Source organism: Variovorax sp. FG153 (assembly GCF_057809595.1).
Genome location: NZ_JBMDKG010000043.1, coordinates 1 through 22,949, shown reverse-complemented (window position 1 = coordinate 22,949; position 22,949 = coordinate 1). Strand labels below are relative to the sequence as shown.

Here is a 22,949-nt window from a genome sequence, read left to right as displayed (position 1 = left end):
TTGCAGCGCGGCGCTCACGAGGCACTCCTTCCCGAGGGCGGCAGCGGCAGCCCGCGTTCGCGTACCAGGTCGCGCAGCACGTCGGGGTAGTCGGTGATGATGCCGTCCACGCCCAGGTCCATCAGCCGGATCATGTCGGCGCGCTGGTTCACGGTCCAGGGCAGCACCTTCATGCCGAGGCCCTGTGCCTCCTTCACCTGCGCCGCGTCGAGGTCGGCGAAGGCCGGCGACCAGACGAGCGGACCGCCACTGGTGCCGGCCGCGGCCTTCACGAGCCGCGGCGTGGAGCCGAAGCCCGCGGCATCGAGCCCGGCGGTCCAGCGCTTGTCCTTCAGCGTACGCGGCGTGCTCAGGTAGGCGCGCGACATCGTGGGCGCCAGCTGGCCCACCAGCGCCAGCGTGCGCCAGTCGAAGCTCTGCACGGTCACGCGATCGGCCATTTGCGCCTTGTCGATGACCGCGAGCAGCGCGCGCACCATGGGCTCGGGCGCGGCGGTCTCGTCGGGTTTTGTCGGATCGATCTTGGTCTCGATGTTGAAGCGCACGGTGGCCGCGGCCGGGCCGCGCGCGCGCACCAGGTCGAACACCGCCTCGAGCGTCGGGATGCGTTCGCCGTCGCGCGGCAGCTGCAGCGCGAACTGGCGGCCGTAGCTGCTCGAGGGATTGAGCCGGCCCACGTCGTAGCTTTGCAGCTGCGCCAGCGTGAGCGAGCGGATCGTGGGCCCGCTGCGGCCGTTGGCGGGTGCGAGCCACTGGCCGGCGGCGTCGCGCGTGTGGTCGGGGTTGAGGGCCGTGTCGTGCGACACCACCACCACGCCGTCGGCGCTCAGACCGATGTCGAGCTCGAGCGTGGTCACGCCGAGGTCGATGGCGTTGGAGAAGGCCGCCAGCGTGTTCTCGGGCGCGAGGCCGCGGCCGCCGCGGTGGGCCTCGAGGTCGAAGCGCGTGCGCGGCGTCGGCGCGAAGCCGGTGCAGCCCGCGGCGAGCGCGGCCGTGGCGCCCAGGGCGAGCAGGAGCGTGCGTCTGCGATGTGTCATTTGAGTTGTACCTTGATGCCGTCGGCGAGCACCGTGATGTCGCCGATCTCGTAGGTCTTGCGCCCGACGGTGAGTTCCTCGGGCTTGAAGGTGCGCAGCGGCTGGCCCTGCAGCAGTTCCTGCGCCACCAGCGCGCCCACGCGCTGCAGCCGCTCGCCATCGCGCCCGCCCAGGCCCTGCAGCTCGATGCGCTCGGCCTTGGGCTGGTCGAGCCGCAGCGCGCGCGTGGCGGCGTCGTACTTGAGCGCGCTGCTGACCGCCACCGTGCCCTGCACCGGCGCGCCGCCGAGCAGCGGGCTCGCGATGGTCAGCGTGGCGGTGATCGCGGCGCGGTTGGTGGCCGCGTCCAGGCCCAGCTGCGGATCGCGCAGCCCGACCGTGAACAGCTCGGCATAGCGCTCGGCCACCGGGAAGCGGCGCGAGATCTGCGCCTGCAGCTCGTCGCGGCTCGCGGTGTATTCGCTGGTGAAGAAGTTGAAGCCCGCGAAGGCGGCGAACGGCGCCTGGAGCGCGGCGGCGCCGAGCAGGACGCCCAGCGCGCGGCGGCGGGTAGGGCGGGTCAAGGAGAGGGGCATGGAGCGGCGGCTTTGCATGGCGGTGGGAGCTTGCCACAGGCGCGCGAGTTCGCGCCCGATTGGTTGCAGGACGTCACCGGCCGCCTCAGGCATGCAACAGGTTCTGCGGCAAGCCGCTCACGAACTCCGCGAAGTCGCTGCCGCCGATCGAGATGTGGACCAGCATCGCCGCCTGCGCCTCGGCCGGATCGCTGCGCAGCAGCGCCTCGGCGATGGCCGCGTGCTCGCGCGCCGAGCGCTGCATGCGGCCCGGCGAATCGAAGCGGTTGGCGGTGTAGGCGGCGCAGCGGGTGCGCAGCGCGCGGATCTGGTCGACCAGCGTCTCGTTGCGGCAGGCCGCGTAGATCAGGTCGTGGAAATGGTCGTTGGCATCGCGGTAGGCCAGCGCGTCGTCGCGCGCCGAGGCCTCGGCGCAGGCGGCCAGCGCCTCTTCCAGCGCCTTCTTCTCGGCCGGGCGCATGCGCTTGGCGGCGAACTTGGCGGCCGCGCCTTCCAGCTCGCCGAGCAGCTCCAGCAGCTCGCGCAGCAGCTGGATCGACAGCCGCGGCACCGAGGCGCCGCTGCGCGGTTCCATCACCACGAAACCCTGGGCCGCGAGCTGGAGGATGGCTTCGCGGATCGGGGTGCGCGAGACCTCGAAACGCTCGCTGAGTCCGCGCTCGTCGATGGGCTGGCCAGGCTGCAGCAGGCCGCTGGCCAGGCTTTCGATGATCGACAGGCGGATCGATTCGGCCAGCGTCGGGCTGGCAACGGGGCTTCTACCGGGTTGCATACGGATGTGATCTGAAAATATACTGAACTCGTTTATAAATATTTAAACGGAGACGCGTGGTGTTTTCAAGACTGCTTTGGAAGGTCGTGGCGGCTGGTTCTGCATTTCTGCTGGGTGCGCCCGGATTTTTGCATGCACAGGAAAGCTGGTCGCCGACCCGCCCGCTGCGGCTGGTGCTCGGCTACACGCCCGGCGGCGCGGCCGACGCGGTGGCGCGCGACCTCGCGCCGGTGATGGAGAAGGCGCTGGGCCAGCCGGTGGTGGTGGACTACCGGCCCGGCGCCGGCGGCGCGATCGGCGCCGAGGCCGTCAAGACCGCCGCGCCCGACGGCTACACCCTGGGCCTGATCGACGGCGCGCCACTGACCATCATCCCGAACGCGCGCAAGGTGCCCTACGACCCGCGCAGCGACTTCAGCTACCTGGGCGTGGTCTCGAAGTCGCCGCTGGTGGTGCTGGTGAATCCCTCGGTGCCCGCGCGCACCCTGCCCGAACTGCTGGCGCTGGCGCGCGCGCAGCCGGGTCAGCTGGCCTATTCCAGCTCGGGCAACGGCACCATCCACCACCTGGCGGGCGAGCTGCTCAAGGCCGCGAGCCGCAGCGACCTGATGCACGTGCCCTACAAGGGCGCGGCGCCGGCCATGAACGACCTGATGGGCGGCGCGGTCGCGGTCTCGTTCGCCACCATCGCGCCCGCCGTGCCGGTGGTGCAGGGCGGCCGGGCGCGCGCCATCGCCGTGACCTCGGCGCGCGAGGTGCCGGCGCTGCCGGGCGTGAAGACCGTGGCCGCGCAGGGCCTGCCGGGCTACGACGCGCAGGGCTGGTTCGTGCTCGCCGCGCCCAAGGGCCTGCCGGCGCCCGTCGTGCGACGGCTCAATGCGGCGCTCAACGCCGCCCTGCAGACGCCCGCGGTGCGCGAGCGCCTGCTGGCCACGGGCAGCGACATCGAGGCCGGCCCGCCCGAGGCGGCCGCCGAGCTGGTCGCGACCGACTTCCGCAAGTGGGGCCAGGTGATCCGCGAGCAGCAACTCCGTTTCGATTGACCCGCCCCTTCCCCTTTTTTCTCTTCCTCTCCAAGGACCTTCACGCATGACCACGACCCTCCAGGATCCCGCGGCCGACACCGCCGCGCCGCCGCTGCTCGCCATCGACGGCGCCGTCGCCACCATCACGCTGCGCCGGCCCGGCAGCCACAACCGCATCGAGCCCGACGACCTGCCGGTGCTGCGCGGCTACCTGCGCCAGCTCGACGCCGATCCCGCGGTGCGCGTGATCGTGTTCGCGAGCACGGGCAAGAGCTTCAGCTCGGGCTTCGACCTCTCGCGCCTGGGCAAGGCCGCCGCCACCGGCGAGAACCTGTTCGAGCAGTTCACCGACGAGATCGAGAACGCGCGCGCGGTCACCATCGCGCGGCTGCACGGGCCGGTCTACGGCGGCGCCACCGACCTCGCGCTGGCCTGCGACTTCCGTCTCGGCGTGCAGGGCATGCGCATGTTCATGCCGGCCTCGCGCCTGGGCCTGCACTACTACGGCCACGGCATCCGCCGCTGGGTCTCGCGGCTGGGGCTCGGCGCGGCCAAGAAGCTGTTCCTGACCTCGCGCGCGATCCAGGCCGAGGAGATGCTGCGCGTGGGCTATCTCGATGCGCTGGTCGCGCCCGAGGCGCTCGATGCCGAGCTGCGCACCTGGCTCGACGAGCTGCTCGCGGTGGCGCCGATCCCGCTGGTCACGATGAAGCGCACGCTCAACGAGACCGCGCGCCAGCAGTACGACGAGGCCACCGCGCAGCAGGCGCATGTCGCCAGCCTGCGCACGCGCGACCTGCACGAGGCCCTGGCGGCCTTCGCCGAGAACCGCGCGCCGCGCTTCGAGGGCCATTGAGCGTGGCGCACGGAATGCCGCCACCCGACCCCGCCGCGCTGCCGCTGGCCGGCGTGCGCGTGCTCGAGCTGTCGCAGATCATGGCCGGCCCGATCTGCGGCCTGATGCTGGCCGACATGGGCGCCGAGGTCATCAAGATCGAGAAGTTTCCGGCCGGCGACGATGCGCGCGGCTATGCACGGCCCAACGACCCGGGGCTCGCGCCATCGTTCGTGATGCTCAACCGCGGCAAGCGCTCGGTGGCGGTCGACATCCGCCAGCCGGCCGGGCAGGACGTGATCCGCCGGCTCGCGGCGCGCTGCGACATCGTCACCGAGAACTTCCGGCGCGGAAAGCTCGATGCGCTCGGCCTCGGCTACGAGCAGCTGCGCGCCGCGAACCCCGGCCTCGTCTACTGCTCGATCAGCGGCTACGGCCCCAACGGCCCGCTGAGCGACAAGGGCGGCTTCGACCTGGTGCTGCAGGCCTTCTCGGGCCTGATCAGCGTCACCGGCAGCCTCGGCGGCGAGCAGGCCAAGCCCGGCAACTCGGTCGCCGACATCAATGCCGGCATCCTGGCCGCGCTCGGCAGCCTCTCGGCCTATGTGCGGCGGCTGCGCACCGGTATCGGCAGCAAGGTCGAGACCTCGCTGCTGCAGGCCTCGCTGCAGCAGATGTACTGGTTCGCCGCGGCCTACTTCTCGAGCGGCGCGATCGCGCGGCCGATGGGCACCGCACATCCGCTGATCGCGCCGTACCAGACCTTCCGCTGCGCCGAGGGCGCGATCGCGATCGGCGGCGGCAACCAGGCCAACTGGCAGCGTATCGCCGAGGTGCTGGGCCATCCCGAATGGGTGGACGACCCGCGCTTTCGCACGGGCCGCGACCGGCTCGCGCACCAGGCCGCGCTCGAGGCGCTGATCACGCAGGCGCTGGCGCCGCACGGCGCGGACCACTGGATCGAGCGCCTCGACCGCGCCGGCGTGCCGGTGGGACCGGTGCAGGACGTGAAGCAGGCGCTCGAGCATCCGCAGTCGAGCGCGGTGTCGATGGTGGTGGAGGTCGACCATGCCGAGGGCGGCACCACGCGCTCGCTCGGGCTGCCGCTGCACTTCGACGGCGTGTCGCCGCATGCGCGCTCGGCCGCGCCGCGCGTGGGCGAGCAGACCCACGAGGTGCTGCGCGAATTCGATTTCGGCGAGGAGGAGATCGAGCGGCTGCAGCGCGCGCAGGTCATCGCGCAGCACGCCGCGGCCTGAGGCTCAGCCCAGCGGCAATTCGTAGCGCGCGAAGAGGCCGAAGTCCTTGCGGATCTCGCTGTGCAGCGCGAAGCCGAAGCGCTCGTAGAGGCCGCGCAGCGGCGCGCGGTCGGCCACGCAGTCGAGCCGCAGGTGGCGCTTGCCGAGCGCCGTCGCCCGTTCGCGCGCGAACACCAGCAAGGCGTTCGACACGCCTTGCCCCGCGAAGCCGCGGCGCACCGCGAGCTTGTGCACGTAGAGCGAGCTGCCGGCCTCGATCTCGGGCCAGAAATACGGGTCCTCGAGGTCGAGCCGGACCACGCCGGCCACCTGGCCATCGATGCGCGCGATGAAGTAGCCGCCGGCCGCGCAGTCGCGCTCGATGCGCGCGGGTGCGATCTCCGGGCCCGACCACAGGGTACGGCCTGCGTCGACCAGCCACTGCGCGGCCTCGTGCAGCACGGCGACGACGGTGGGGGCTTCCTCGGGGCGGGCTTGTTCGATCTGCATGGGGGGCCGAGCATAGCGGCCCGCCGGCTCACACTTGGTCAGTCATGCAGCGACGACAGGAACTGCCGCAGCTCCGGCGTCTGTGGATTCGCGAACAGCTCGGCGGGCGGCCCCATCTCGTGCACGCGGCCCTGGTGCATGAAGATCACGCGGTCGGCCACCTTGCGCGCGAAGTTCATCTCGTGCGTGACCATCAGCAGGGTCATGCCCTCGTCGGCCAGCGACTCCACCACGCGCAGCACCTCGCCGACGAGTTCGGGGTCGAGCGCCGAGGTGATCTCGTCGCACAGCAGCACGCCCGGTTCCATGGCCAGCGCGCGCGCGATCGCCACGCGCTGCTGCTGGCCGCCCGAGAGCTGGTCGGGCATGGCGTCGAACTTCTCGGCCAGGCCCACGCGCGTGAGCAGCTTGCGCGCCTGCGAGGCGGCCTCGAGCGACGCGCGCTTCTTCACCAGCGTGGGCGCGAGCATCACGTTCTTGCCGACCGTGAGGTGCGGGAACAGGTTGAAGCCCTGGAAGATCATGCCCACGCGCTGGCGCAGCTCGCGCATCGCCATCGCGCTCTCGTGCAGCAGCGGCTTGCCGTCGACGGTGAGCGAGCCTTCCTGGAACACCTCGAGGCCGTTGATGCAGCGCAGCAGCGTGCTCTTGCCCGAGCCGCTCTTGCCGATGATGGCGATCACCTCGCCGCGCTTGACGTCGAGGTCGATGCCCTTGAGCACCTCGTTGCTGCCGTAGGACTTGCGCAGCGCGGTGATGCGCACGATCGGCGAGCCCACGGCGACGGCGGGTTGTTGTTGCGGTTCAAGCACGGCGGCCATGGGTTTTCCTCTCGAGGGTCTTGGCGTACAGGCTCACGGGAAAGCACAGCACGAAATAGAGCAGGGCCACGCAGCTGAACACCACGAAGGGCTGGAAGGTGGCGTTGGAGATCATGCTGCCGGCCTTGGTGAGTTCGACGAAGCCGATGACCGACGCCAGCGCCGTGCCCTTGATGACCTGCACCAGGAAGCCCACGGTGGGCGCGATCGCGATCCTCACGGCCTGCGGCAGGATCACGTGGCGCAGCTGCTCGCCGAAGCTCAGCGCGAGGCTGCCCGAGGCTTCCCATTGCCCCTTCGGGATCGAGGCCACGCAGCCGCGCCAGATTTCGGCGAGGAAGGCGCTGGTGTAGAGCGTGAGTGCAACGCTGGCCGCGGTCCAGGCCGACACGTCGATGCCGAACAGGGCGATGCCGAAGTAGGCCAGGAACAGCTGCATCAGCAGCGGCGTGCCCTGGAACAGCTGCACGTAGAGGCCCACGGCCTTGCCGACGGCCCGGCCGCCGCGCAGGCGCAGGAACAGCAGCAGCGCGCCCACGATGCCGCCGCCGACGAAGGCGATGAGCGAGAGCACGACGGTCCAGCGCAGCGCCAGCAGCAGGTTGCGCAGGATGTCCCAGAGGGAGAAATCGGTCATGGCGGTTTCAGCGGCCGAAGAAGAAGCGGGGACCGGCCCAGTCGAGCAGCCGCCGCAGCGCCACCGAGAGCGCGAGGTAGATCAGCGTGGCGACGATGAAGGCCTCGAAGGCGCGGAAGTTGCGGCTCTGGATCAGGTTGGCCGCGTAGCTCAGCTCCTCGGTCGAGATCTGCCCGCACACGGCCGAGCCCAGCATCACGATGACGATCTGGCTCACCATCGCGGGCCACACCTTCTTGAGCGCCGGCGGCAGCACCACGCGCAGGAACACCTGCGAGCGGCTCAGCGCCAGGCTCACGGCGGCCTCGATCTGGCCCTTGGGCGTGGCCTCGATGCCGGCGCGGATGATCTCGGTGGAATAGGCGCCGAGGTTCAGCACCATCGCGATCACCGAGGCGACCTCGGGCGTGAGCTTGACGCCCGCGGCCGGCAGCCCGAAGAAGATGAAGAACAGCTGCACGATGAAGGGCGTGTTGCGGATCAGCTCCACGTAGGTGCCCACGATGGCGCGCAGCCAGCGCGGGCCGTCGGCGCGCGCCCAGGCGCAGAAGGTGCCGACGCCCATGCCCAGCACGGTGCCCACGGCCGTGAGGCCGATGGTCCACGCGACGCCGCGCAGCAGCAGCGGCCATTCGGCGAGCACGGCGCCAAAGTCGAATTCGATGCCCATGGCCGCGCCGTTCGATCAGACCGGCAGGTCGCCGGCGGCCTTGCCGAGCCACTTCTTCGACAGGGCGTCGAGCGTGCCGTCCTTCTTGGCCGTGGCGATGATCTCGTTCACCCTGGTCTTGAGCGCGGTCTCGCCCTTGGCGATGCCGACGAAGCAGGGGCTGTCCTTCAGCAGCAGCTTGAACTCGGCGCTGACCTTCGGGTTCTTGGCCAGCATGTCGCCGGCGACGGCCGCGCTGGTCGCGAGGGTCTGGGTCTGGCCCGCGACGAAGGCCGCGATGGTCGCGTTGTTGTCCTCGAAGCGGCGGTAGTCGACGTTCGGCGGCGCCACCTTGTTGAGCTCCTGGTCCTCCATCGCGCCGCGCGTGACGGCCACGGTCTTGCCGGCCATGTCGGCGAAGCTGGCGAGCTTCATGCTCTTGGCGGCGTACACGGCCTGGAAGAAGGGCGCATAGGCCGAGGAGAAGTCGATCACCTTCTCGCGCTCCGCGTTCTTGCCGAGCGTGGAGATCACGAGGTCGGCCTTCTTCGTCTGCAGGTACGGGATGCGGTTGGCGCTGGTCACGGGCACCAGCTCGACCTTGACGCCGAGCTTGGCGGCGATGAGCTCGGCCATCTCCACGTCGAGGCCCTGCGGCTTCATGTTCTTGTCGACCGAGCCGTAGGGCGGGTAGTCGGTGGGCACGGCGATCTTGATGGTCTTCGCCTTGAGCACGTTGTCGAGCGCGTTCTGGGCCTGCGCGGCACCGGTCGAGGCCAGCAGGGCGGCGGAAGCGAGCGCGAGGGCGACGCGGCGTTTGGAAGCAGAGAAGGTCATAGCAGGGCTCCTAGGTAAGTCGAAGAATCGGAATCGGGGGGGGCGCCGCGCTTGCCGCGTTTGCTGCCCTTGGCAAGTGGGGCGGTGGCCGTGTTCTGCAGCGGCGCCAGCGCATCGCGCAGCTGGGCCAGCGGATCGGCGGGCGCCTGCACGCGCAGGGCCGACTGCACCGTGCCGATGTGCTCGGCCATCAGGGCCTCGGCGGCGGCATGGTCGCCGCGCTCGAGCGCCGCGACGATCTGCACGTGGTCCTCGCAGGACTGCACCGCGTCGTGCGTGGACTGGTAGAGCATGGCGATCAAGGTGGTGCGCGCCGTGTAGTCGCGCAGGGTGTCGGCCAGTAGCGTGTTGCCCAGGCATTCGGCCAGGCAGACGTGGAAGTCGCCGAGCAGGAAGCTGCGGTTGCCGACGTCGCTTTCCTTGAGCGCGGCCTTCTCGCGCTGCAGGTGCGTCTTCAGCTGGCGCAGCGCGCTCTTCTGGAGCTTGCCCGCGCTGCCGGCGCTGCGAATGAGGCCGAGCTCGATCACGCGCCGCGCCTCGAAGGCCTCGCGCGCCTCGTCCTGCGAGGGCTCGATCACGAACCAGCCGCGCCGCGCGCTCACGGTGACGATGCCGCGCGCCGCCAGCCGCGTGAGCGCCTCGCGCACGATGGTGCGGCTGCAGTCGAACAGCATCGCGAGCTGCTGTTCGCCCAGGCGCGAACCCGGCGCGAGCTTCTGCGCCATCACCGCCTCGACGATGCGCGCACTGATTTCGGAAGCGGAGGTGGCCATGTGCCTGCATACCAGCAGCTTCCGTGCCAACTGGTATGCAAGATGTGTGCACCGAAATGGGCCGGCGGCGTGCGCCGGTGGTGCGGGTGCCTCAGGCGTGCACCGGGGTGCCGAAGCTGGTTTCGCCCCAGAGGTGGCTGGTGGGCGCGCCCGGAAACAGCCAGTGCGGCGAGCATTCGGCCGAGGGCACGACGTTGCTGAAGCCGTGTGACGACGAGGTGCCGGCCAGGGTCTTCTCGAGCACCATCGACAGGTACTGGTCGGTGCTGCCTTCCTGCGTGTTGCCGTTGAGGATCACCTCGGCACCGGTGGCCTTCGCATAGCGACGGATGCCGTCGTGCCGCGAGGAGAGCGGCGCCCAGCTGTCGGCCGAGACTCCGTTCTCGCTGCTCACGCGCAGGCCGTCGCCGGTGCGGTAGACCAGCGAGTGGTTGCCTTCGGTATGGCCCGGCGTGTGCACGAGCGCGAGGCCACGCCCCAGCTGGATGCTGCCGTCGAAGGGCACGATGCGTTCGGCCGCGATGCCGTCGAGTCCGTGCGGGCAGTACCACTCGGCCTGCACCGGCAGCAGGCCCCGCACGCTCGCGAGTTCCTGGCGGTGCACCAGCAGCCTGGCGTTCGGCAGCAGGCCCGAGGTGCCGAGCCAGCGCCGCAGGTCCTGGGTGTGGAGGTGGTCGTAGGTGATGTAGTCGACCTGCGCCGGTGAGATGCCGTAGCGCGCGAGCGCCTGCGGCACCGTGTTGTAGACCGGGGCGATCGCCTTGTGCAGGAACTTCGGGGTCTTCTCGGCCAGGCGCTTGAAGTAGGGCGTCTCGTTGCCGGCCTCGAAGTCGGCCGGCGTGAACAGCAGCGTGCGCAGGCGGCCTTGGAAGTCGTCGTACTGGACCACCACCATGCGCGCCAGCAGATGGACCATGTGTGGCTTGAGCAATTGCTGCGAATACACGCCGGTGAACGCGAACCATGCGGGGTAGGGGATGCGCAGCAGGTCGAAGCTGCGGGCGAAGTGAACCGGTGGGTCGTCCAGCAATTGCTCGCGCAATGCCTCGGCGCCGTGGCGAATGGCGCGCAGGCGGTCTTGGGGCATGGGGGTGTCGCGGGCGCCGTTGAAGTGGTTCAACGAGGCGAATTCGTCGGTCATGGTTTCTTTGGGTCTTTGTTTGCTGGCGTGTCGAGGCCGGGGACGGGCTCACGCCGACGGGGTACTCCCCTCCGCGAATGTCCCCCGGCCTGCGGCCTCCTCCTTTATTTCGCTGCGGGGAGTACCCCATCGACGTGAGCCTGGACACGCTGGTCGAACCGGCCGCACCACCGCTGCGCTTCTCGTGCACAGGGCAGTGGGTGCTTCCCGCAGCGAAATCAAGGAGGAGCCCGAAGGGCGGGGGACATTCGCGGAGGGAAGTACCCGCTGTCCTGTGCACGCGCCCCTGGCGTATCTCAGGCTTCCATCACCTCACTCTTCGAAGCAGCAGCAGGCTGCCCCAACAACCCGCCCACCAGCGCCCCCACCATCTCCGAAGGAACACCAGCCAGCAATTGACGCAACATCGTCAGCGTGTCGAAGTAAACCCGTTCGCACACCAGCCGATCGCCCTCGAAGATGAAGAACGCATTCATGCGGCAGCGAAAGCTGTTGCCCGTCGGCGGCAGTCCCTTGAGCGGACCGCGGTGCGTGCCCAGCAGCCAGAACTCCACGATCACCGAATCGTCGGCATGGCGCAGCTGGATGATCTCGTGCCGCTGGTCCGGAAAGGCGCGGCGCGTGTCGATGTAGTACTGGCGAACGTCGTCGATGCCATCGTGCACCTCGCCGTTCGGGATCAGCTCGTAGTGAGGGTGGGGAAAGGTGCCGAGCACCGCGTCGAAGTCCTGCCGCGTCTCGTCGGCGAAATGGTCGAGCACGAGGCGCTCGCGGCGGGCTTGCAGGTCGGTGAGGGTGGTCATCGGGGGCTCCATGCGACAGGGATCGTGGGTGGCCCGGGTTGGCGCGAATGCGCGGTTCCGGGGGCGCTGCGTACTATCGGCAGGCCCCTCCAACAAGACTGTCCGGTGTTGGCAATCGCCGCTCCGTACAAACCCGCGATGCCTTTTCCCTCGAACACCGACGAACCCGTGGCGCAGCCCTCGCCCGTGCACAACGGCGACATGCGCCTCGATGCCGGCGTGCAGCAGCAATTGCTGGCGGTCGCGCACCGGCGCACGCTCGCGCGCGGCGAGTCGCTGTTCCACAAGGGCTCCTCGCCCGATGCGCTGTTCGGCGTGGTCGCGGGATCGCTGCGCGTCAGCGTGGTGGCGCCCGGCGGGCGCGAGGCCGTGATCGCGATGCTCGAGCCGGGGCACTGGTTCGGCGAGGTCTCGCTGCTGGTCGGGCGCGAGCGCGTCTACGACACCTGCGCTGTCGAGCCCACCGAGATGGCGGTGGTGGCGGCGGCCGATTTCCATCGCCTGGTGGCCGCGCAGCCCGAGGTCCACATGGCCTTCACGCGGCTGGTGTGCCTGCGGCTGCGCCAGGCGCTGGCCTGGATCGACGACGTGATCCTGATGCCGCTGCCCGTGCGGCTCGCGCACCGGCTGCTGGCGCTCGATGCGCGCGAGGGCGCCGGCGAAGGCCCCGTGCTGCTGGGCGTGTCGCAGGAAGACCTGTCCTTCATGCTCGGCGTGTCGCGCCAGAGCGTGAACCGCCAGCTCAAGCTGTGGGAGGAGGACGGTACGTTGCGCGTGCGCTACCGCGGCATCGAGCTGCTCGACCGCGCGCGGCTCGAGCGGCATGCGGCCACGCCGCCCTGAGCCGCCGGCATCGGCTCAATCCATCCGCGCGCCCGAAGCCTTCACCGCCTCGCGCCAGCGCGGCGTCTCGGTCGCCAGGAAACGCGCGAACTCCTCGCTGCCCAGGAAGGCCGGGTCGGCGCCCTGGCTCACCATGCGCTCGCGCACCTCGGCGCTGGTCAGCACCTGCTTGAAGGCCTCGCTGAGCTTGGCCACCACGTCCTTCGGCGTGTCCTTGGGCGCGAAGAAGCCGTAGAAGCCCACCACCTCGAAACCCTTCACGCCCGACTCGGCCACGGTCGGGATGTCAGGCAGCGCGGGGTTGCGCTCGCGGCTGGTCACGGCCAGCGCGCGCACCTTGCCCTGCTTGTGGTAGTTGGCGGCCTGCGGGATCGATTCGGCCATGAACTGCACCTGCCCGCCCATCAGGTCGGTGAAGGCCGGCGCGCTGCCGCGGTAGGGGATGTGCACCATGAAGATGCCGGTCGCGGTCTTGAACATCTCGGGCACCAGGTGGCTGATGCCGCCGTTGCCGGCCGAGCCGTAGTTGACCTGGCCCGGACGCGCCTTCGCGTAGTCGATGAACTGCCTGAGGTTCTGCACCGGCAGCTTGGGCGTGACCAGCAGCGCCAGCGGCTGCATCGCGGTGCGCGCGATCGGCACGAAGTCGCGCTGCGTGTCGTAGGGCAGCTTGCTGTAGAGCGCGCCATTGATCACGGCCACGCCGGTGTTCGCGAGCATCAGCGTGTAGCCGTCGGCCGGGCTCTTTGCGACCGCGTCGGCGCCCACCGAGCCGCCCGCGCCGGGCTTGTAGTCCACGATCAGCGGCTGGCCCAGCGCCGCCTGCAGCTTGTCGGTCAGCAGGCGCGCATGCTGGTCGAGCGGGCCGCCGGCCGGGAAGCCGATCACGACCTTGATCGGCTTGTCGGGAAAGGCCGCCGTGGCGGTGCCGGCCAGGGCCAGCGACAGGACCGCGAGCGCGGTCCGCAGGGTGTTGTTCATGATCCGTCTCCTCGTTCTTGGTGAGGAGGCGATCATAGGCAAGGCGCTCAGCCGGCCAGCGTCGCCTTCAGCGTGATCTCGGGCACGCTCGCGAGCGCCTTCGACAGCGGGCAGCCGGCCTTGGCGGCTGCCGCGATCTGCTGGAACTTCGCCTCGTCGAGGTTGGGCACGGCGGCGTCGAGCTCGAGCGCGATGCGGTCGATCTTGAAGCCCTCGCCATCCTTGGCCAGGCGCACGGCCGCGCGGGTGTCGATCCTGGTGGCGGCCAGGCCTTCCTTCTCGAGCGCGAAAGCGAAGGCCATCGTGAAGCAGGCCGCGTGCGCGGCGCCGACGATCTCCTCGGGGTTGGTGCCGCGCCGGTCGTCCTCGAAACGGCTGGCGAAGCCATAGGGGTAGTCCTTGAGCGCGCCGGTCTCGGTGCTGACCTGGCCCTTGCCGGTCTTGCCGGCGCCTTCCCAGTGAACGCTCGCGTGCTTTTCTGCTGCCATGGAGATGCTCCTTCGGTGGTCGGTGGATGGGTGAACGGGATGCGAAGCCCCGGGTATCGCCGAAACCGGGCGCAGCGTCTGTAGTCGCGGGCGCTGTCGCCCCGGCCGTTTCGACGGGCCGCGATCGGGCGACGTAGAAAAAAGGGCGTCGCCAAGGTGACGCTCCGGGGGCTTCCCCGATGGGAGCGGCGCCGCGCTCGGCTTAGGCTGGCGTGCGGCCCGCGCGCCCGGCATTCCGGCCGGAGGCGCCCCGCCCCGGATTTCCCATTCCCTTCCGCCCGCCTGCCATGACCCTGGAACAACGCCCGCATCACAAGTTCTGGCCCAAACGCCTGCCGCATTCGATCACCGTGCCCGCGGTGTCGCTCTGGCACAACCTCAAGACCGCCGCCGAGCGCTACCCCGACAACAACGCCCTGGTGTTCTTCGGCCGCGTCACCAGCTACCGCGAGCTGGCGAGCCAGGTCGAGCGCCTGGCCGGCACCTTGCACGCGCTGGGCGTGAAGCGCGGCGACCGCGTGCTGCTCGACATGCAGAACTGCCCGCAGCTGGTGATCGCGCATTTCGCGATCCTGCGCGCCAATGCCGTGGTGGTGCCGGTCAACCCGATGAACCGGGCCGAGGAGCTCAAGCACTACATCACCGACGCCGATGCCAAGGTGGCGATCACCACCGGCGACCTGGCCGCCGAGCTGGCCAAGGCCAGCGACGCGCTGCCCGAGGGCGAACGCCTGTCGAGGCTGATCGTGACCCAGTTCACCGACGCCTTCGATCCCGGCGTGACCGGCGACGACGCGCCCGCGCCCGCCTGGGTCGACTGGCTCGGCACCCGCCATCCGCTGCCCGCGCTGGCCGGCGGCGAGGTCATGGCCTGGACCGAGGCGCTCGAGAGCAGCCACCCGGTGCCCGAGCACGTGGTGGGCGCCAACGACATGGCGCTGCTGCCCTACACCAGCGGCACCACCGGCCTGCCCAAGGGCTGCATCCACCACCATTCGAGCCTGATGCACAACGCCCTGTCGGGCGTGCTGTGGGGCTGCGCGCATTCCGAGGTGGTGGTGCTGGCCGTGGTGCCGATGTTCCACATCACCGGCGTGGTCAGCATGATGCACACCGCGATCCTCGCGGCCGCCACGCTGGTCATCATGCCGCGCTGGGACCGCGACGTGGCCGGGCGCCTGATCTCGCGCTGGAAGGTCTCGAGCTGGACCAACATCCCGACCATGGTGATCGACCTCATGGCGAGCCCGCACTTCGCGAGCTACGACCTCTCGAGCCTCAGCTACATCGGCGGCGGCGGCGCGGCCATGCCGCAGGCGGTGGCGCAGCGGCTGCAGGACCAGTTCGGCCTCAAGTACCAGGAAGGCTATGGCCTCACCGAGACGGCCGCGCCCTCGCACTCGAACCCGGCCGACCATCCCAAGCAGCAGTGCCTGGGCATCCCGTTCATGAGCACCGATGCGCGCGTGGTCGACCCCGACACGCTGAAGGAACTGCCGCCGGGCGAATCGGGCGAGATCATCATCCACGGCCCCGAGGTGTTCCAGGGCTACTGGAAGCGGCCCGAGGCCACGGCCGCGGCCTTCGTCGAGTTCGAGGGCAAGCGCTTCTTCCGCTCGGGCGACATGGGCCGCATGGACGAGGAGGGCTACTTCTTCATCACCGACCGCTTGAAGCGCATGATCAACGCCAGCGGCTTCAAGGTCTGGCCGGCCGAGGTCGAGCTGCTGATGTTCCGCCACCCGGCGATCCAGGAAGCCTGCGTGATCTCGACCAAGGACGCCTACCGCGGCGAATCGGTCAAGGCCGTGGTGGTGCTGCGACCCACCCACAAGGACACGACCGCGCAGCAGATCATCGACTGGTGCCGCGAGAACATGGCGGTCTACAAGATCCCGCGCCAGGTGCAGTTCGTCGACGCACTGCCCAAGAGCGGCAGCGGCAAGGTCATGTGGCGCCTGTTGCAGGAAGCCGAGAACGCCTGAGCCTTCGGGGTCCGCGCCCCGCGGTGCGGGCGGCGGGCGGGCACGGGAAGGAAAAAGTCTGTGTACCGGGCGCGGGCGGCGCGGGAATCCCTTAGCCTCGATGCGTCGTCGCCGCTTGCGACCCGTCTTCCTTCTTCATGCACCCGCGCGCACTCCTTCCCGTCCTCCTCGCCTTTCCCCTGCTGGCCTCGGCCGCTTCCTCCCGCAATTGCCTCGTCGTCGGCGTCAGCGACGGCGACACGCTGACCGCGCGCTGCGGCCGCAGCGGCGCCTACGAACAGGTCAAGGTGCGCATCGCCGCCATCGACGCGCCCGAGAAGGCGCAGCCCTATGGCCAGCGCAGCCGCCAGGCGCTGAGCCGGCTGTGCTATGCGGAGAAGGCGCAGATCACCGCGCGCGACACCGACCGCTACGGCCGCACCGTGGCCGACGTGTCGTGCAACGGCGAGGACGCGGGCCGGCGCATGGTGTCGGAGGGCTGGGCCTGGGTCTACGACTACCACGGCATCGCGAGCAAGCGCGGCGGCGACCTGTTCCGGCTGCAGGACGGCGCCCGCGCGCAGCGCGCCGGGCTGTGGGCCGACACCAAGCCCACGCCGCCCTGGGAATGGCGCCGGCAGCGACGCGAATCGCATGGGAGCGACAACTTCTTCTCGTCGTTCTGAGTGCCTTCGGGTCGGGCACGGCCCATGTCACGCGAGATTCATGCGGCGCGCAGAGCATCCGGGGTTCTTGCAACCCACGCAGCGCAGAGAACGACGACATGGCCAAGAATTTCGACCGGATGGAGGACTCCAACCCCAGCGCCAACCCCACGATCCACGAGGTGTCCGATCCGGCGCGCCGCGTGCTCGTGCGCGGCGGCCTCGCGGCCGCGGTGGCGGGGCTGTTCGGCCCGCTCGCGGGCTGTGCCTCGACCGCCGCCGGCGGCGGTGGCGCGGTTGCCGGCCTGGGCCGCGCGATCGGCTTCAAGGGCATCGCGATGGCCGCGGTCGACCAGGTGGTGGTGCCCGAGGGCTACAGCGCGCAGGTGCTCTACCGCTGGGGCGATCCCACCGGCGTCGCCGGCAGCATGCCCGCCTTCAGGACCGACGGCTCCAACTCGGCCGACGACCAGGCGCTGCAGGCCGGCATGCACCATGACGGCATGGCCTTCTTCCCGCTCGAGGGCTCGAACCGCGGCCTGCTGGTGCTGAACCACGAGTACGTCGACGACGGCCTGCTGCACACCGACGGCATGAAGACCTGGACCCGCGAGAAGGTGCGCAAGTCGATGAACGCGCATGGCGTGTCGGTGATCGAGCTGCAGCGCGACGGCGCGAAGTGGTCGCAGCTGCTGCCCTCGCGCTTCGCGCGCCGCGTGACCGCGCTCACGCCGATGACGCTGAGCGGCCCGGCCGCCGGCCATCCGATGCTGCGCACGGCGGCCGACCCCGGCGGCACGCAGGTGCTCGGCACCTTCAACAACTGTGCGAACGGCCAGACGCCCTGGGGCACCTACCTGACCTGCGAGGAGAACTTCGCCGACTACTTCGAGGGTCCCGAGTCGCCCGACGCGCACCAGAAGCGCTGGGGCATCCGCAAGGGCAACGGCGCCAAGTACCGCTGGCACGAGCACGAGCCGCGCTTCGACGTGGCGAAGAACCCGAACGAGCCCAATCGCTACGGCTGGGTGGTGGAGATCGATCCGCGGGACCCGGCTTCCACGCCGCGCAAGCGCACCGCGCTGGGCCGCGCCGCGCACGAGGGCGCGGCCACCGCGTTGACCGCCGACGGCCGCGCCGTCATCTACATGGGCGAGGACTCGCGCTTCGAATACATCTACAAGTTCGTGAGCCGCGACGCGGTGAAGCCCGGCGGCGCGGCCGCCAACCGCGAGCTGCTCGACCACGGCACGCTCTACGTGGCGCGCTTCGACGTCGACGGCAGCGGCGAATGGTTGCCGCTGGTGCAGGGCAAGAACGGGCTCGTGGCCGACAAGGGCTTCGCGAGCCAGGGCGACGTGCTGATCAAGTCGCGCCAGGCCAGCGACCTGCTGGGCGCGACCAGGATGGACCGCCCGGAGTGGACCACCGTCGATCCGCTGACCAAGGAGGTCTACTGCACGCTGACCAACAACAGCAACCGCGGCGGTGCCGGCCAGCCGTTCATGGATGCGGCCAATCCGCGCTCCAACAACACCATGGGCCAGATCATCCGCTGGAAGGAGCAGGGCGACCTCGACGGCACCAGGTTCGCGTGGAACCACCTGGTGCTCGCGGGCGACCCGAAGCAGTCGCGCTGGGAAGCGCAGGGCAACGTCAAGGGCGACGCCTTCGGCAGCCCCGACGGCCTGATGGTCGATGCGCGCGGCGTGCTGTGGATCCAGACCGACGTCTCGACCTCCACGCTGGGCAAGGGCGAGTACGCCAACCTGCCGAACAACCAGATGCTGGCCTGCGATCCGACCCAGGGCGAGATCCGCCGCTTCCTGCTCGGCCCGGCCGGCTGCGAGATCACCGGCCTCACGGCCACGCCCGACCTGCGCACGCTGTTCATCAACATCCAGCATCCGGGCGAGCCGGCCAACGAGCGCAGCGATCCCGAGCGTCCGCTCGCGGTGTCGAAGTGGCCCGACGGCGCGGGCCGGCCGCGCTCGGCGACGGTGGCGATCACGAAGAACGACGGCGGCGTGGTCGGGACCTGAGCGCCCGCAGCCGAGAGCGGACGGCGGCGCTCAGCAGGCGCCGCCGTACCAGCAGCGCAGCCCGGGCATGAACAGCCCGAGCACGAAGCTGATGCCGCACACGATCAGCATCAGCAGCGCGCACATGCGCAGGCCTTCCTCGCTCCAGCGCGGCGCGAAGATGCTCACGAGGAAGCCCGAGGCGAAGCTGCCCTCGAGCCAGTGCGCGCCGCCCCAGCGCAGGATCCAGAGCCAGAACAGCGCGTCGACGACATGCAGCGCGATCCAGAGGAAGAGCGACATGCGGGGCCCTTGTGCTGCGCGGCGGCTTCAGGACTCGCTGCGGCCGTTCACGTCGGCCACCACGCGCGCATTGCGCTGGAAGCTCCAGTAGGCGCTGGCCCAGTCCATCATCACCACGATGCGGTTGCGGAAGCCGATCAGGAAGTACGCGTGCGCGAACAGCCAGAACAGCCAGGCGAGCCGGCCGCTGAAGCGCAGCGGCCCAAAGGGCGTGCCCAGGTCGACCACGGCCGAGTTCCGGCCGATGGTCGCGAGGTTGCCGTAGTCGCGGTAGCGGAAGGCCTGCGTGGGTTGGCCCGCGATGCGGCGCAGGATGTTGGCGGCGGCCGCGCGCCCGGCCTGCTTGGCGCCGGGCGACACGCCGGGCACCGGCCGCGGTTCCTTGCCGGGTGCGTGGCTCATCGCGGCAGCGAGGTCGCCGACCACGCTGATCTCGGGATGGCCCGCGAGGCTCAGGTCGGGCTCGACCTTGATGCGGCCCGCGCGATCGCATTCGACGCCGGTGGCGGCGCCGAGCATGCGCCCGAGCGGCGAGGCCGCCACGCCCGCGGCCCACACCACGCAGCTGCTGTCGATGCGGTAGCTTTGCGCGGGCGCGCCGTCGGCGCCGCCGCCGGTCTGCACCTCGAGGCCGGCTTCGTCGATCGCGGTCACGCGCGCGTTGAGCCGCACCTCGACGCCGAGTTTCTCGAGCTGCTCGAGCGCCTTCTGGCTCAGGCCCTCGGGCATCGCCTGCAACACGCGCGGCCCGCCCTCGACCAGCAGCACCTGCGCGCTCGCCGGATCGATGTGGCGGAACTCGCCCGCGAGCGTGTGCTTGGCGATCTCGGCCAGCGTGCCCGCCATCTCCACGCCCGTGGGACCGGCGCCGATCACCACGAAGGTCAGCAGCGCGCGGCGGCGCTGTTCATCGGTCGTGAGCTCGGCGGTCTCGAAGGACAGCAGCACGCGGCGGCGGATCTCGAAGGCATCGGCCAGGGTCTTGAGGCCCGGCGCATTGGCCGACCACTCGTCGTGCCCGAAATAGCTGTGGGTGGCACCGGCCGCGACGATCAGGTGGTCGTAGGGCACGGGGTTGCCGTCGGCCATGCGCACCGTGCGCGCGGCCGGATCGATGGCCGTGACCTCGCCGAGCAGGGAGGTGATGTTGGCCTGGCCGCGGAACAGCCCGCGCACCGGCGCCGCGATCGACGGCGCCGCCAGCCCGGCGGTCGCCACCTGGTAGAGCAGCGGCTGGAACAGGTGGTGGTTGGTGCGGTCGATCACCGTCACGTCGACATCGGCGCCTTGCAGCTTGCGAGCCGCTTCGAGCCCGCCGAAACCGCAGCCGACGATGACGACGCGCGGGCGGCCTGGGGAGTTGGTCGTTTGCATCGAACGGATGATACGCAGCGCCCTGCACGTGAAGCCATCTTGTGCCAAAGTGGCCGACCCGCCGTCGGATGGCGCGAGGAGGGACAGCCTGCGCCAGGGGGCGGGCCCTTGTCCTACGCGCCGCCGGCGGAAGCATCGGCTACAAACTTCGTTGACCCGCGACTGGAGATCCCATGACGCTTTCCCGGCCGATCACGCCGGCAGCCGGCACCGTGCGAGAGCAGTTCCGCTCCGTGCGCGCCGCCAGCCTCGCGCTTGCCGCACCGCTTTCCGCCGAAGACCAGTGCATCCAGTCGATGCCCGACGCGAGCCCGACCAAGTGGCATCTCGCGCACACCACCTGGTTCTTCGAAACCGTGCTGCTGCAGCCGCATGCCAGCGGCTACCAGCCCTTCGACAGGCGTTTACATTACCTTTTCAATTCCTACTACGAGGCCCTGGGCCCGCGTCATCCGCGCCCGCAGCGCGGCCTGCTCACGCGGCCTTCGCTCGACGAGGTGCATGCCTACCGCCGTCATGTCGACGCGGCCGTGCTGGCCTTCCTCGACAGCGACGAGGCCGGGGCCGCATGGGCCGCGCTCGAGCCCATCGTCACGCTGGGCCTGAACCACGAGCAGCAGCACCAGGAGCTGTTGCTCACCGACATCCTGCATGCGCTGTCGTGCAACCCATTGCTGCCCGCCTACAAGCCCGCCGGCGGCCCCGCGCTGCGGCTGGCCGCGGTGCCGCCCGCCGTGCGCTGGCTGCCGCACGAGGGCGGCCTGGTCGACATCGGCCATGACGGCGCGGGCTTCTCGTTCGACAACGAGACCCCGCGCCATCGCGCGCTGCTGCAGCCGCATGCGATCGCCGACCGGCTCGTGAGCTGCGGCGACTATGCGCAGTTCATCGCCGATGGCGGCTATCGGCGGCCCGAGCTGTGGCTGTCCGACGGCTGGGCCGCGGTGCAGTCGCAGGGCTGGTGCCATCCGGCCTACTGGCTCGCGCCCGACGATCCGCGCCTGGGCGCCTCGTCGGCCAATGCTGGCGGCTGGCATGTGTTCGGCCTGCACGGCGTGCGGCCGATCGAGCCCGAGGCGCCGGTATCGCAACTGAGTTTCTACGAGGCCGCCGCGTATGCCGAGTGGGCCGGCACGCGGTTGCCGACCGAATTCGAGTGGGAGGCTGCGTTCGGCGCCGAGGGCATCTCGCAGATGACCGGCCATGTGTGGCAATGGACGCGTTCCTCGTACGACCCCTATCCAGGCTTCAAGCCGCTGCCCGGCGTCGCGGCCGAATACAACGGCAAGTTCATGGTGGGCCAGCTCGTGCTGCGCGGCGGCAGCGTGGCCACGCCCGAGGGCCATGCACGCCCCAGCTATCGCAACTTCTTCCCGCCGGCCGCGCGCTGGCAATTCACCGGCCTGCGGCTCGCGAAGGATCTCTGACCATGCGCCCATTCGCTCCCATTCCCGCGGCAGCTTCGACTGCTTCTGCTTCTTCCCCTTCTTCTTCGCTGCCGTTCTCGTCGAAGAAGCGTCCCGCCGTCGTGGCGCCCGCCACGTCCGCGCCGTTGTCCGAGTTCGCGCGCGAGATGCAGGCGGGGCTGGCGCGCACGCCGCGCAGCATCTCGCCGAAATTCTTCTATGACGTCGTCGGCTCGCAGCTGTTCGATCAGATCTGCGATCTGCCCGAGTACTACCCGACGCGCACCGAGCTGCGCATCCTCGGCGAATGCGCGGGGGAGATCGCGAAGCAGATCGGGCCGAATGCGGAGATCGTGGAGTTCGGGGCGGGGTCGTTGACCAAGATACGCTTGCTGCTCGATGCGCTCGAGTCGCCGAAGCGTTATCTGCCTATCGATATCTCGGGCGAGTATCTGGAAGGGGCTGCTGCGCGGTTGCGTGCGGACTATCCGGAGTTGGCCGTGCAGCCGATTGCGGCCGACTACACGATGCCGCTGGTGTTGCCTGCGCCGATGCCCGGGGCGGGGCGACGGGTGGGGTTCTTTCCGGGGTCTACGTTGGGGAACTTCGAGCCTGACGAGGCGCTGGCCTTTCTGCAATTGGCGGCCCGCATGTTGCGTGGTGGGGGGATGCTGATCGGGGTGGATCTGGTGAAGGATCCGGCGCGGTTGCATGCGGCCTACAACGATGCGCAAGGGGTGACGGCGGCGTTCAATCTCAATCTGCTGCGGCGGGCCAATGCTGAACTGGATGCGGACTTCGATCTCGATGGGTTCACGCATGCGGCGTTCTTCAATGCGCCTTTGCGGCGGATCGAGATGCATCTGGTGAGTCGGCGGGCTCAGAGCGTTTCAGTGAATGGCGAGTCGTTTGGGTTCGAGGAAGGGGAGACCATTCATACGGAGTACTCGCACAAGTTCACCGTGGATGGGTTTCGTGCTTTGGCCGTTAAAGCGGGGTTTCGGCCTGGGGCGGTTTGGGTGGATTCGGAGAGGTTGTTTAGCGTGCATTGGTTGGGGGCTTGACGGTCCCTTTTTGAAGGTCCTTTTCTTGCTGAGGCAGGAGCCGGGATTTCGCCCCGGCGGGCGAGTCACTTTCTTTTGTCTCGCCAAAAGAAAGTAACCAAAGAAAAGGCGACCCCACTGTCTGCGACCCTGCGCTTCGCTCCGGGCAACCTGCGGTGCTCGCGTTTCGCGGGGTCTCGCAGAACTC

24 protein-coding genes are annotated in these 22,949 nt (G+C 69.8%); 9 read left to right on the top strand and 15 right to left on the bottom strand.

The genetic code is table 11. The features are described 5' to 3' along the window. Positions 1-14: 14 nt before the first annotated feature. From ACODT0_RS32690 to ACODT0_RS32680, 3 genes are all read right to left on the bottom strand, one after another. Complete coding sequence (locus ACODT0_RS32690; RefSeq protein WP_489043165.1) at positions 15-1,037, bottom strand: glycerophosphodiester phosphodiesterase; 1,023 nt, start codon at positions 1,035-1,037, stop codon at positions 15-17. Further along, positions 1,034-1,612, bottom strand: a complete 579-nt coding sequence (locus ACODT0_RS32685; RefSeq protein ID WP_489043164.1) for a DUF1439 domain-containing protein — start codon at positions 1,610-1,612, stop codon at positions 1,034-1,036. Before ACODT0_RS32685 ends, ACODT0_RS32690 begins: the two co-directional genes overlap by 4 nt. 85 nt (positions 1,613-1,697) lie before the next feature. After that, complete coding sequence (locus ACODT0_RS32680; RefSeq protein WP_057596476.1) at positions 1,698-2,384, bottom strand: GntR family transcriptional regulator; 687 nt, start codon at positions 2,382-2,384, stop codon at positions 1,698-1,700. A 128-nt stretch (positions 2,385-2,512) separates the two neighbouring features. Between ACODT0_RS32680 and ACODT0_RS32675 the strand changes: the two genes are divergently transcribed. From ACODT0_RS32675 to ACODT0_RS32665, 3 genes are read left to right on the top strand one after another with little or no spacing between them, the layout of a single operon-like run. Beyond that, complete coding sequence (locus ACODT0_RS32675; RefSeq protein WP_489043163.1) at positions 2,513-3,427, top strand: tripartite tricarboxylate transporter substrate-binding protein; 915 nt, start codon at positions 2,513-2,515, stop codon at positions 3,425-3,427. Between the two features lie 46 nt (positions 3,428-3,473). After that, positions 3,474-4,265 (top strand): enoyl-CoA hydratase/isomerase family protein, encoded by a 792-nt coding sequence (locus tag ACODT0_RS32670; RefSeq protein ID WP_261214503.1) that lies wholly within the window; start codon positions 3,474-3,476, stop codon positions 4,263-4,265. Positions 4,266-4,279: 14 nt separating this feature from the next. After that, positions 4,280-5,503: a CaiB/BaiF CoA transferase family protein gene (locus ACODT0_RS32665; RefSeq protein ID WP_489043162.1), complete on the top strand. Its 1,224-nt coding sequence runs from the start codon at positions 4,280-4,282 to the stop codon at positions 5,501-5,503. A 3-nt stretch (positions 5,504-5,506) separates the two neighbouring features. Here ACODT0_RS32665 and ACODT0_RS32660 read toward each other — a convergent pair whose 3' ends face one another. From ACODT0_RS32660 to ACODT0_RS32625, 8 genes are all read right to left on the bottom strand, one after another. Beyond that, on the bottom strand, positions 5,507-5,992 hold the full coding sequence (locus ACODT0_RS32660) for a GNAT family N-acetyltransferase (RefSeq protein ID WP_489043161.1): 486 nt from the start codon (positions 5,990-5,992) through the stop codon (positions 5,507-5,509). Between the two features lie 38 nt (positions 5,993-6,030). After that, entirely contained in the window at positions 6,031-6,813 is a 783-nt protein-coding gene (locus ACODT0_RS32655) for an amino acid ABC transporter ATP-binding protein (RefSeq protein ID WP_057596481.1), read from the bottom strand. Further along, positions 6,797-7,450, bottom strand: a complete 654-nt coding sequence (locus tag ACODT0_RS32650) for an amino acid ABC transporter permease (protein WP_413762824.1) — start codon at positions 7,448-7,450, stop codon at positions 6,797-6,799. The genes ACODT0_RS32655 and ACODT0_RS32650 overlap by 17 nt, the downstream gene beginning before the upstream one ends. Positions 7,451-7,457: 7 nt before the next feature. Next, positions 7,458-8,120, bottom strand: coding sequence for an amino acid ABC transporter permease (locus ACODT0_RS32645; RefSeq protein WP_208509673.1), 663 nt, complete (start codon positions 8,118-8,120; stop codon positions 7,458-7,460). Between the two features lie 15 nt (positions 8,121-8,135). Further along, positions 8,136-8,936 (bottom strand): transporter substrate-binding domain-containing protein, encoded by an 801-nt coding sequence (locus ACODT0_RS32640; protein ID WP_489043160.1) that lies wholly within the window; start codon positions 8,934-8,936, stop codon positions 8,136-8,138. After that, positions 8,933-9,709, bottom strand: coding sequence for a GntR family transcriptional regulator (locus tag ACODT0_RS32635; RefSeq protein WP_489043159.1), 777 nt, complete (start codon positions 9,707-9,709; stop codon positions 8,933-8,935). The genes ACODT0_RS32640 and ACODT0_RS32635 overlap by 4 nt, the downstream gene beginning before the upstream one ends. Before the next feature lie 91 nt (positions 9,710-9,800). Continuing rightward, positions 9,801-10,850: an MBL fold metallo-hydrolase gene (locus ACODT0_RS32630; protein ID WP_489043158.1), complete on the bottom strand. Its 1,050-nt coding sequence runs from the start codon at positions 10,848-10,850 to the stop codon at positions 9,801-9,803. A gap of 296 nt (positions 10,851-11,146) precedes the next feature. Further along, positions 11,147-11,653 carry an ester cyclase gene (locus ACODT0_RS32625; protein ID WP_489043157.1) on the bottom strand — a complete coding sequence of 169 codons (507 nt, stop codon included), beginning with the start codon at positions 11,651-11,653 and terminating at the stop codon, positions 11,147-11,149. Positions 11,654-11,791: 138 nt separating this feature from the next. On the opposite strand from ACODT0_RS32625, the gene ACODT0_RS32620 reads away from it, so the two are divergent. Then, the gene (locus tag ACODT0_RS32620; protein ID WP_296733630.1) at positions 11,792-12,496 is read left to right on the top strand and encodes a Crp/Fnr family transcriptional regulator; all 705 of its coding nucleotides are present in this window, start codon (positions 11,792-11,794) and stop codon (positions 12,494-12,496) included. 15 nt (positions 12,497-12,511) lie between these two features. Here the strand turns inward: ACODT0_RS32620 and ACODT0_RS32615 are convergent, their stop codons facing one another. Together ACODT0_RS32615 and ACODT0_RS32610 are read right to left on the bottom strand one after the other, a co-directional pair. Then, positions 12,512-13,477 carry a Bug family tripartite tricarboxylate transporter substrate binding protein gene (locus ACODT0_RS32615; protein WP_489043156.1) on the bottom strand — a complete coding sequence of 322 codons (966 nt, stop codon included), beginning with the start codon at positions 13,475-13,477 and terminating at the stop codon, positions 12,512-12,514. Between the two features lie 47 nt (positions 13,478-13,524). Further along, entirely contained in the window at positions 13,525-13,965 is a 441-nt protein-coding gene (locus tag ACODT0_RS32610; protein ID WP_479670419.1) for an OsmC family protein, read from the bottom strand. 287 nt (positions 13,966-14,252) lie between these two features. On the opposite strand from ACODT0_RS32610, the gene ACODT0_RS32605 reads away from it, so the two are divergent. The 3 genes from ACODT0_RS32605 to ACODT0_RS32595 all read left to right on the top strand — a co-directional run bounded on the left by ACODT0_RS32605 (position 14,253) and on the right by ACODT0_RS32595 (position 18,636). Further along, positions 14,253-15,950 (top strand): long-chain fatty acid--CoA ligase, encoded by a 1,698-nt coding sequence (locus ACODT0_RS32605; RefSeq protein ID WP_172705684.1) that lies wholly within the window; start codon positions 14,253-14,255, stop codon positions 15,948-15,950. 137 nt (positions 15,951-16,087) lie between these two features. After that, positions 16,088-16,615, top strand: a complete 528-nt coding sequence (locus tag ACODT0_RS32600; RefSeq protein WP_057596491.1) for a thermonuclease family protein — start codon at positions 16,088-16,090, stop codon at positions 16,613-16,615. A gap of 98 nt (positions 16,616-16,713) precedes the next feature. Further along, the gene (locus tag ACODT0_RS32595; RefSeq protein WP_261217848.1) at positions 16,714-18,636 is read left to right on the top strand and encodes a PhoX family protein; all 1,923 of its coding nucleotides are present in this window, start codon (positions 16,714-16,716) and stop codon (positions 18,634-18,636) included. 30 nt (positions 18,637-18,666) lie between these two features. On the opposite strand, the gene ACODT0_RS32590 is transcribed toward ACODT0_RS32595, so the two are convergent. After that, positions 18,667-18,918, bottom strand: a complete 252-nt coding sequence (locus ACODT0_RS32590; protein ID WP_489043155.1) for a hypothetical protein — start codon at positions 18,916-18,918, stop codon at positions 18,667-18,669. A 27-nt stretch (positions 18,919-18,945) separates the two neighbouring features. Continuing rightward, positions 18,946-20,292, bottom strand: a complete 1,347-nt coding sequence (locus ACODT0_RS32585; RefSeq protein WP_489043154.1) for an NAD(P)/FAD-dependent oxidoreductase — start codon at positions 20,290-20,292, stop codon at positions 18,946-18,948. A 173-nt stretch (positions 20,293-20,465) separates the two neighbouring features. Between ACODT0_RS32585 and egtB the strand changes: the two genes are divergently transcribed. Both egtB and egtD read left to right on the top strand, forming a co-directional pair. After that, positions 20,466-21,719, top strand: coding sequence for an ergothioneine biosynthesis protein EgtB (gene egtB / locus ACODT0_RS32580; RefSeq protein ID WP_489043153.1), 1,254 nt, complete (start codon positions 20,466-20,468; stop codon positions 21,717-21,719). Positions 21,720-21,865: 146 nt separating this feature from the next. Continuing rightward, positions 21,866-22,762 (top strand): L-histidine N(alpha)-methyltransferase, encoded by an 897-nt coding sequence (egtD, locus tag ACODT0_RS32575; RefSeq protein WP_261217884.1) that lies wholly within the window; start codon positions 21,866-21,868, stop codon positions 22,760-22,762. The last annotated feature ends 187 nt before the right edge of the window (positions 22,763-22,949 follow it).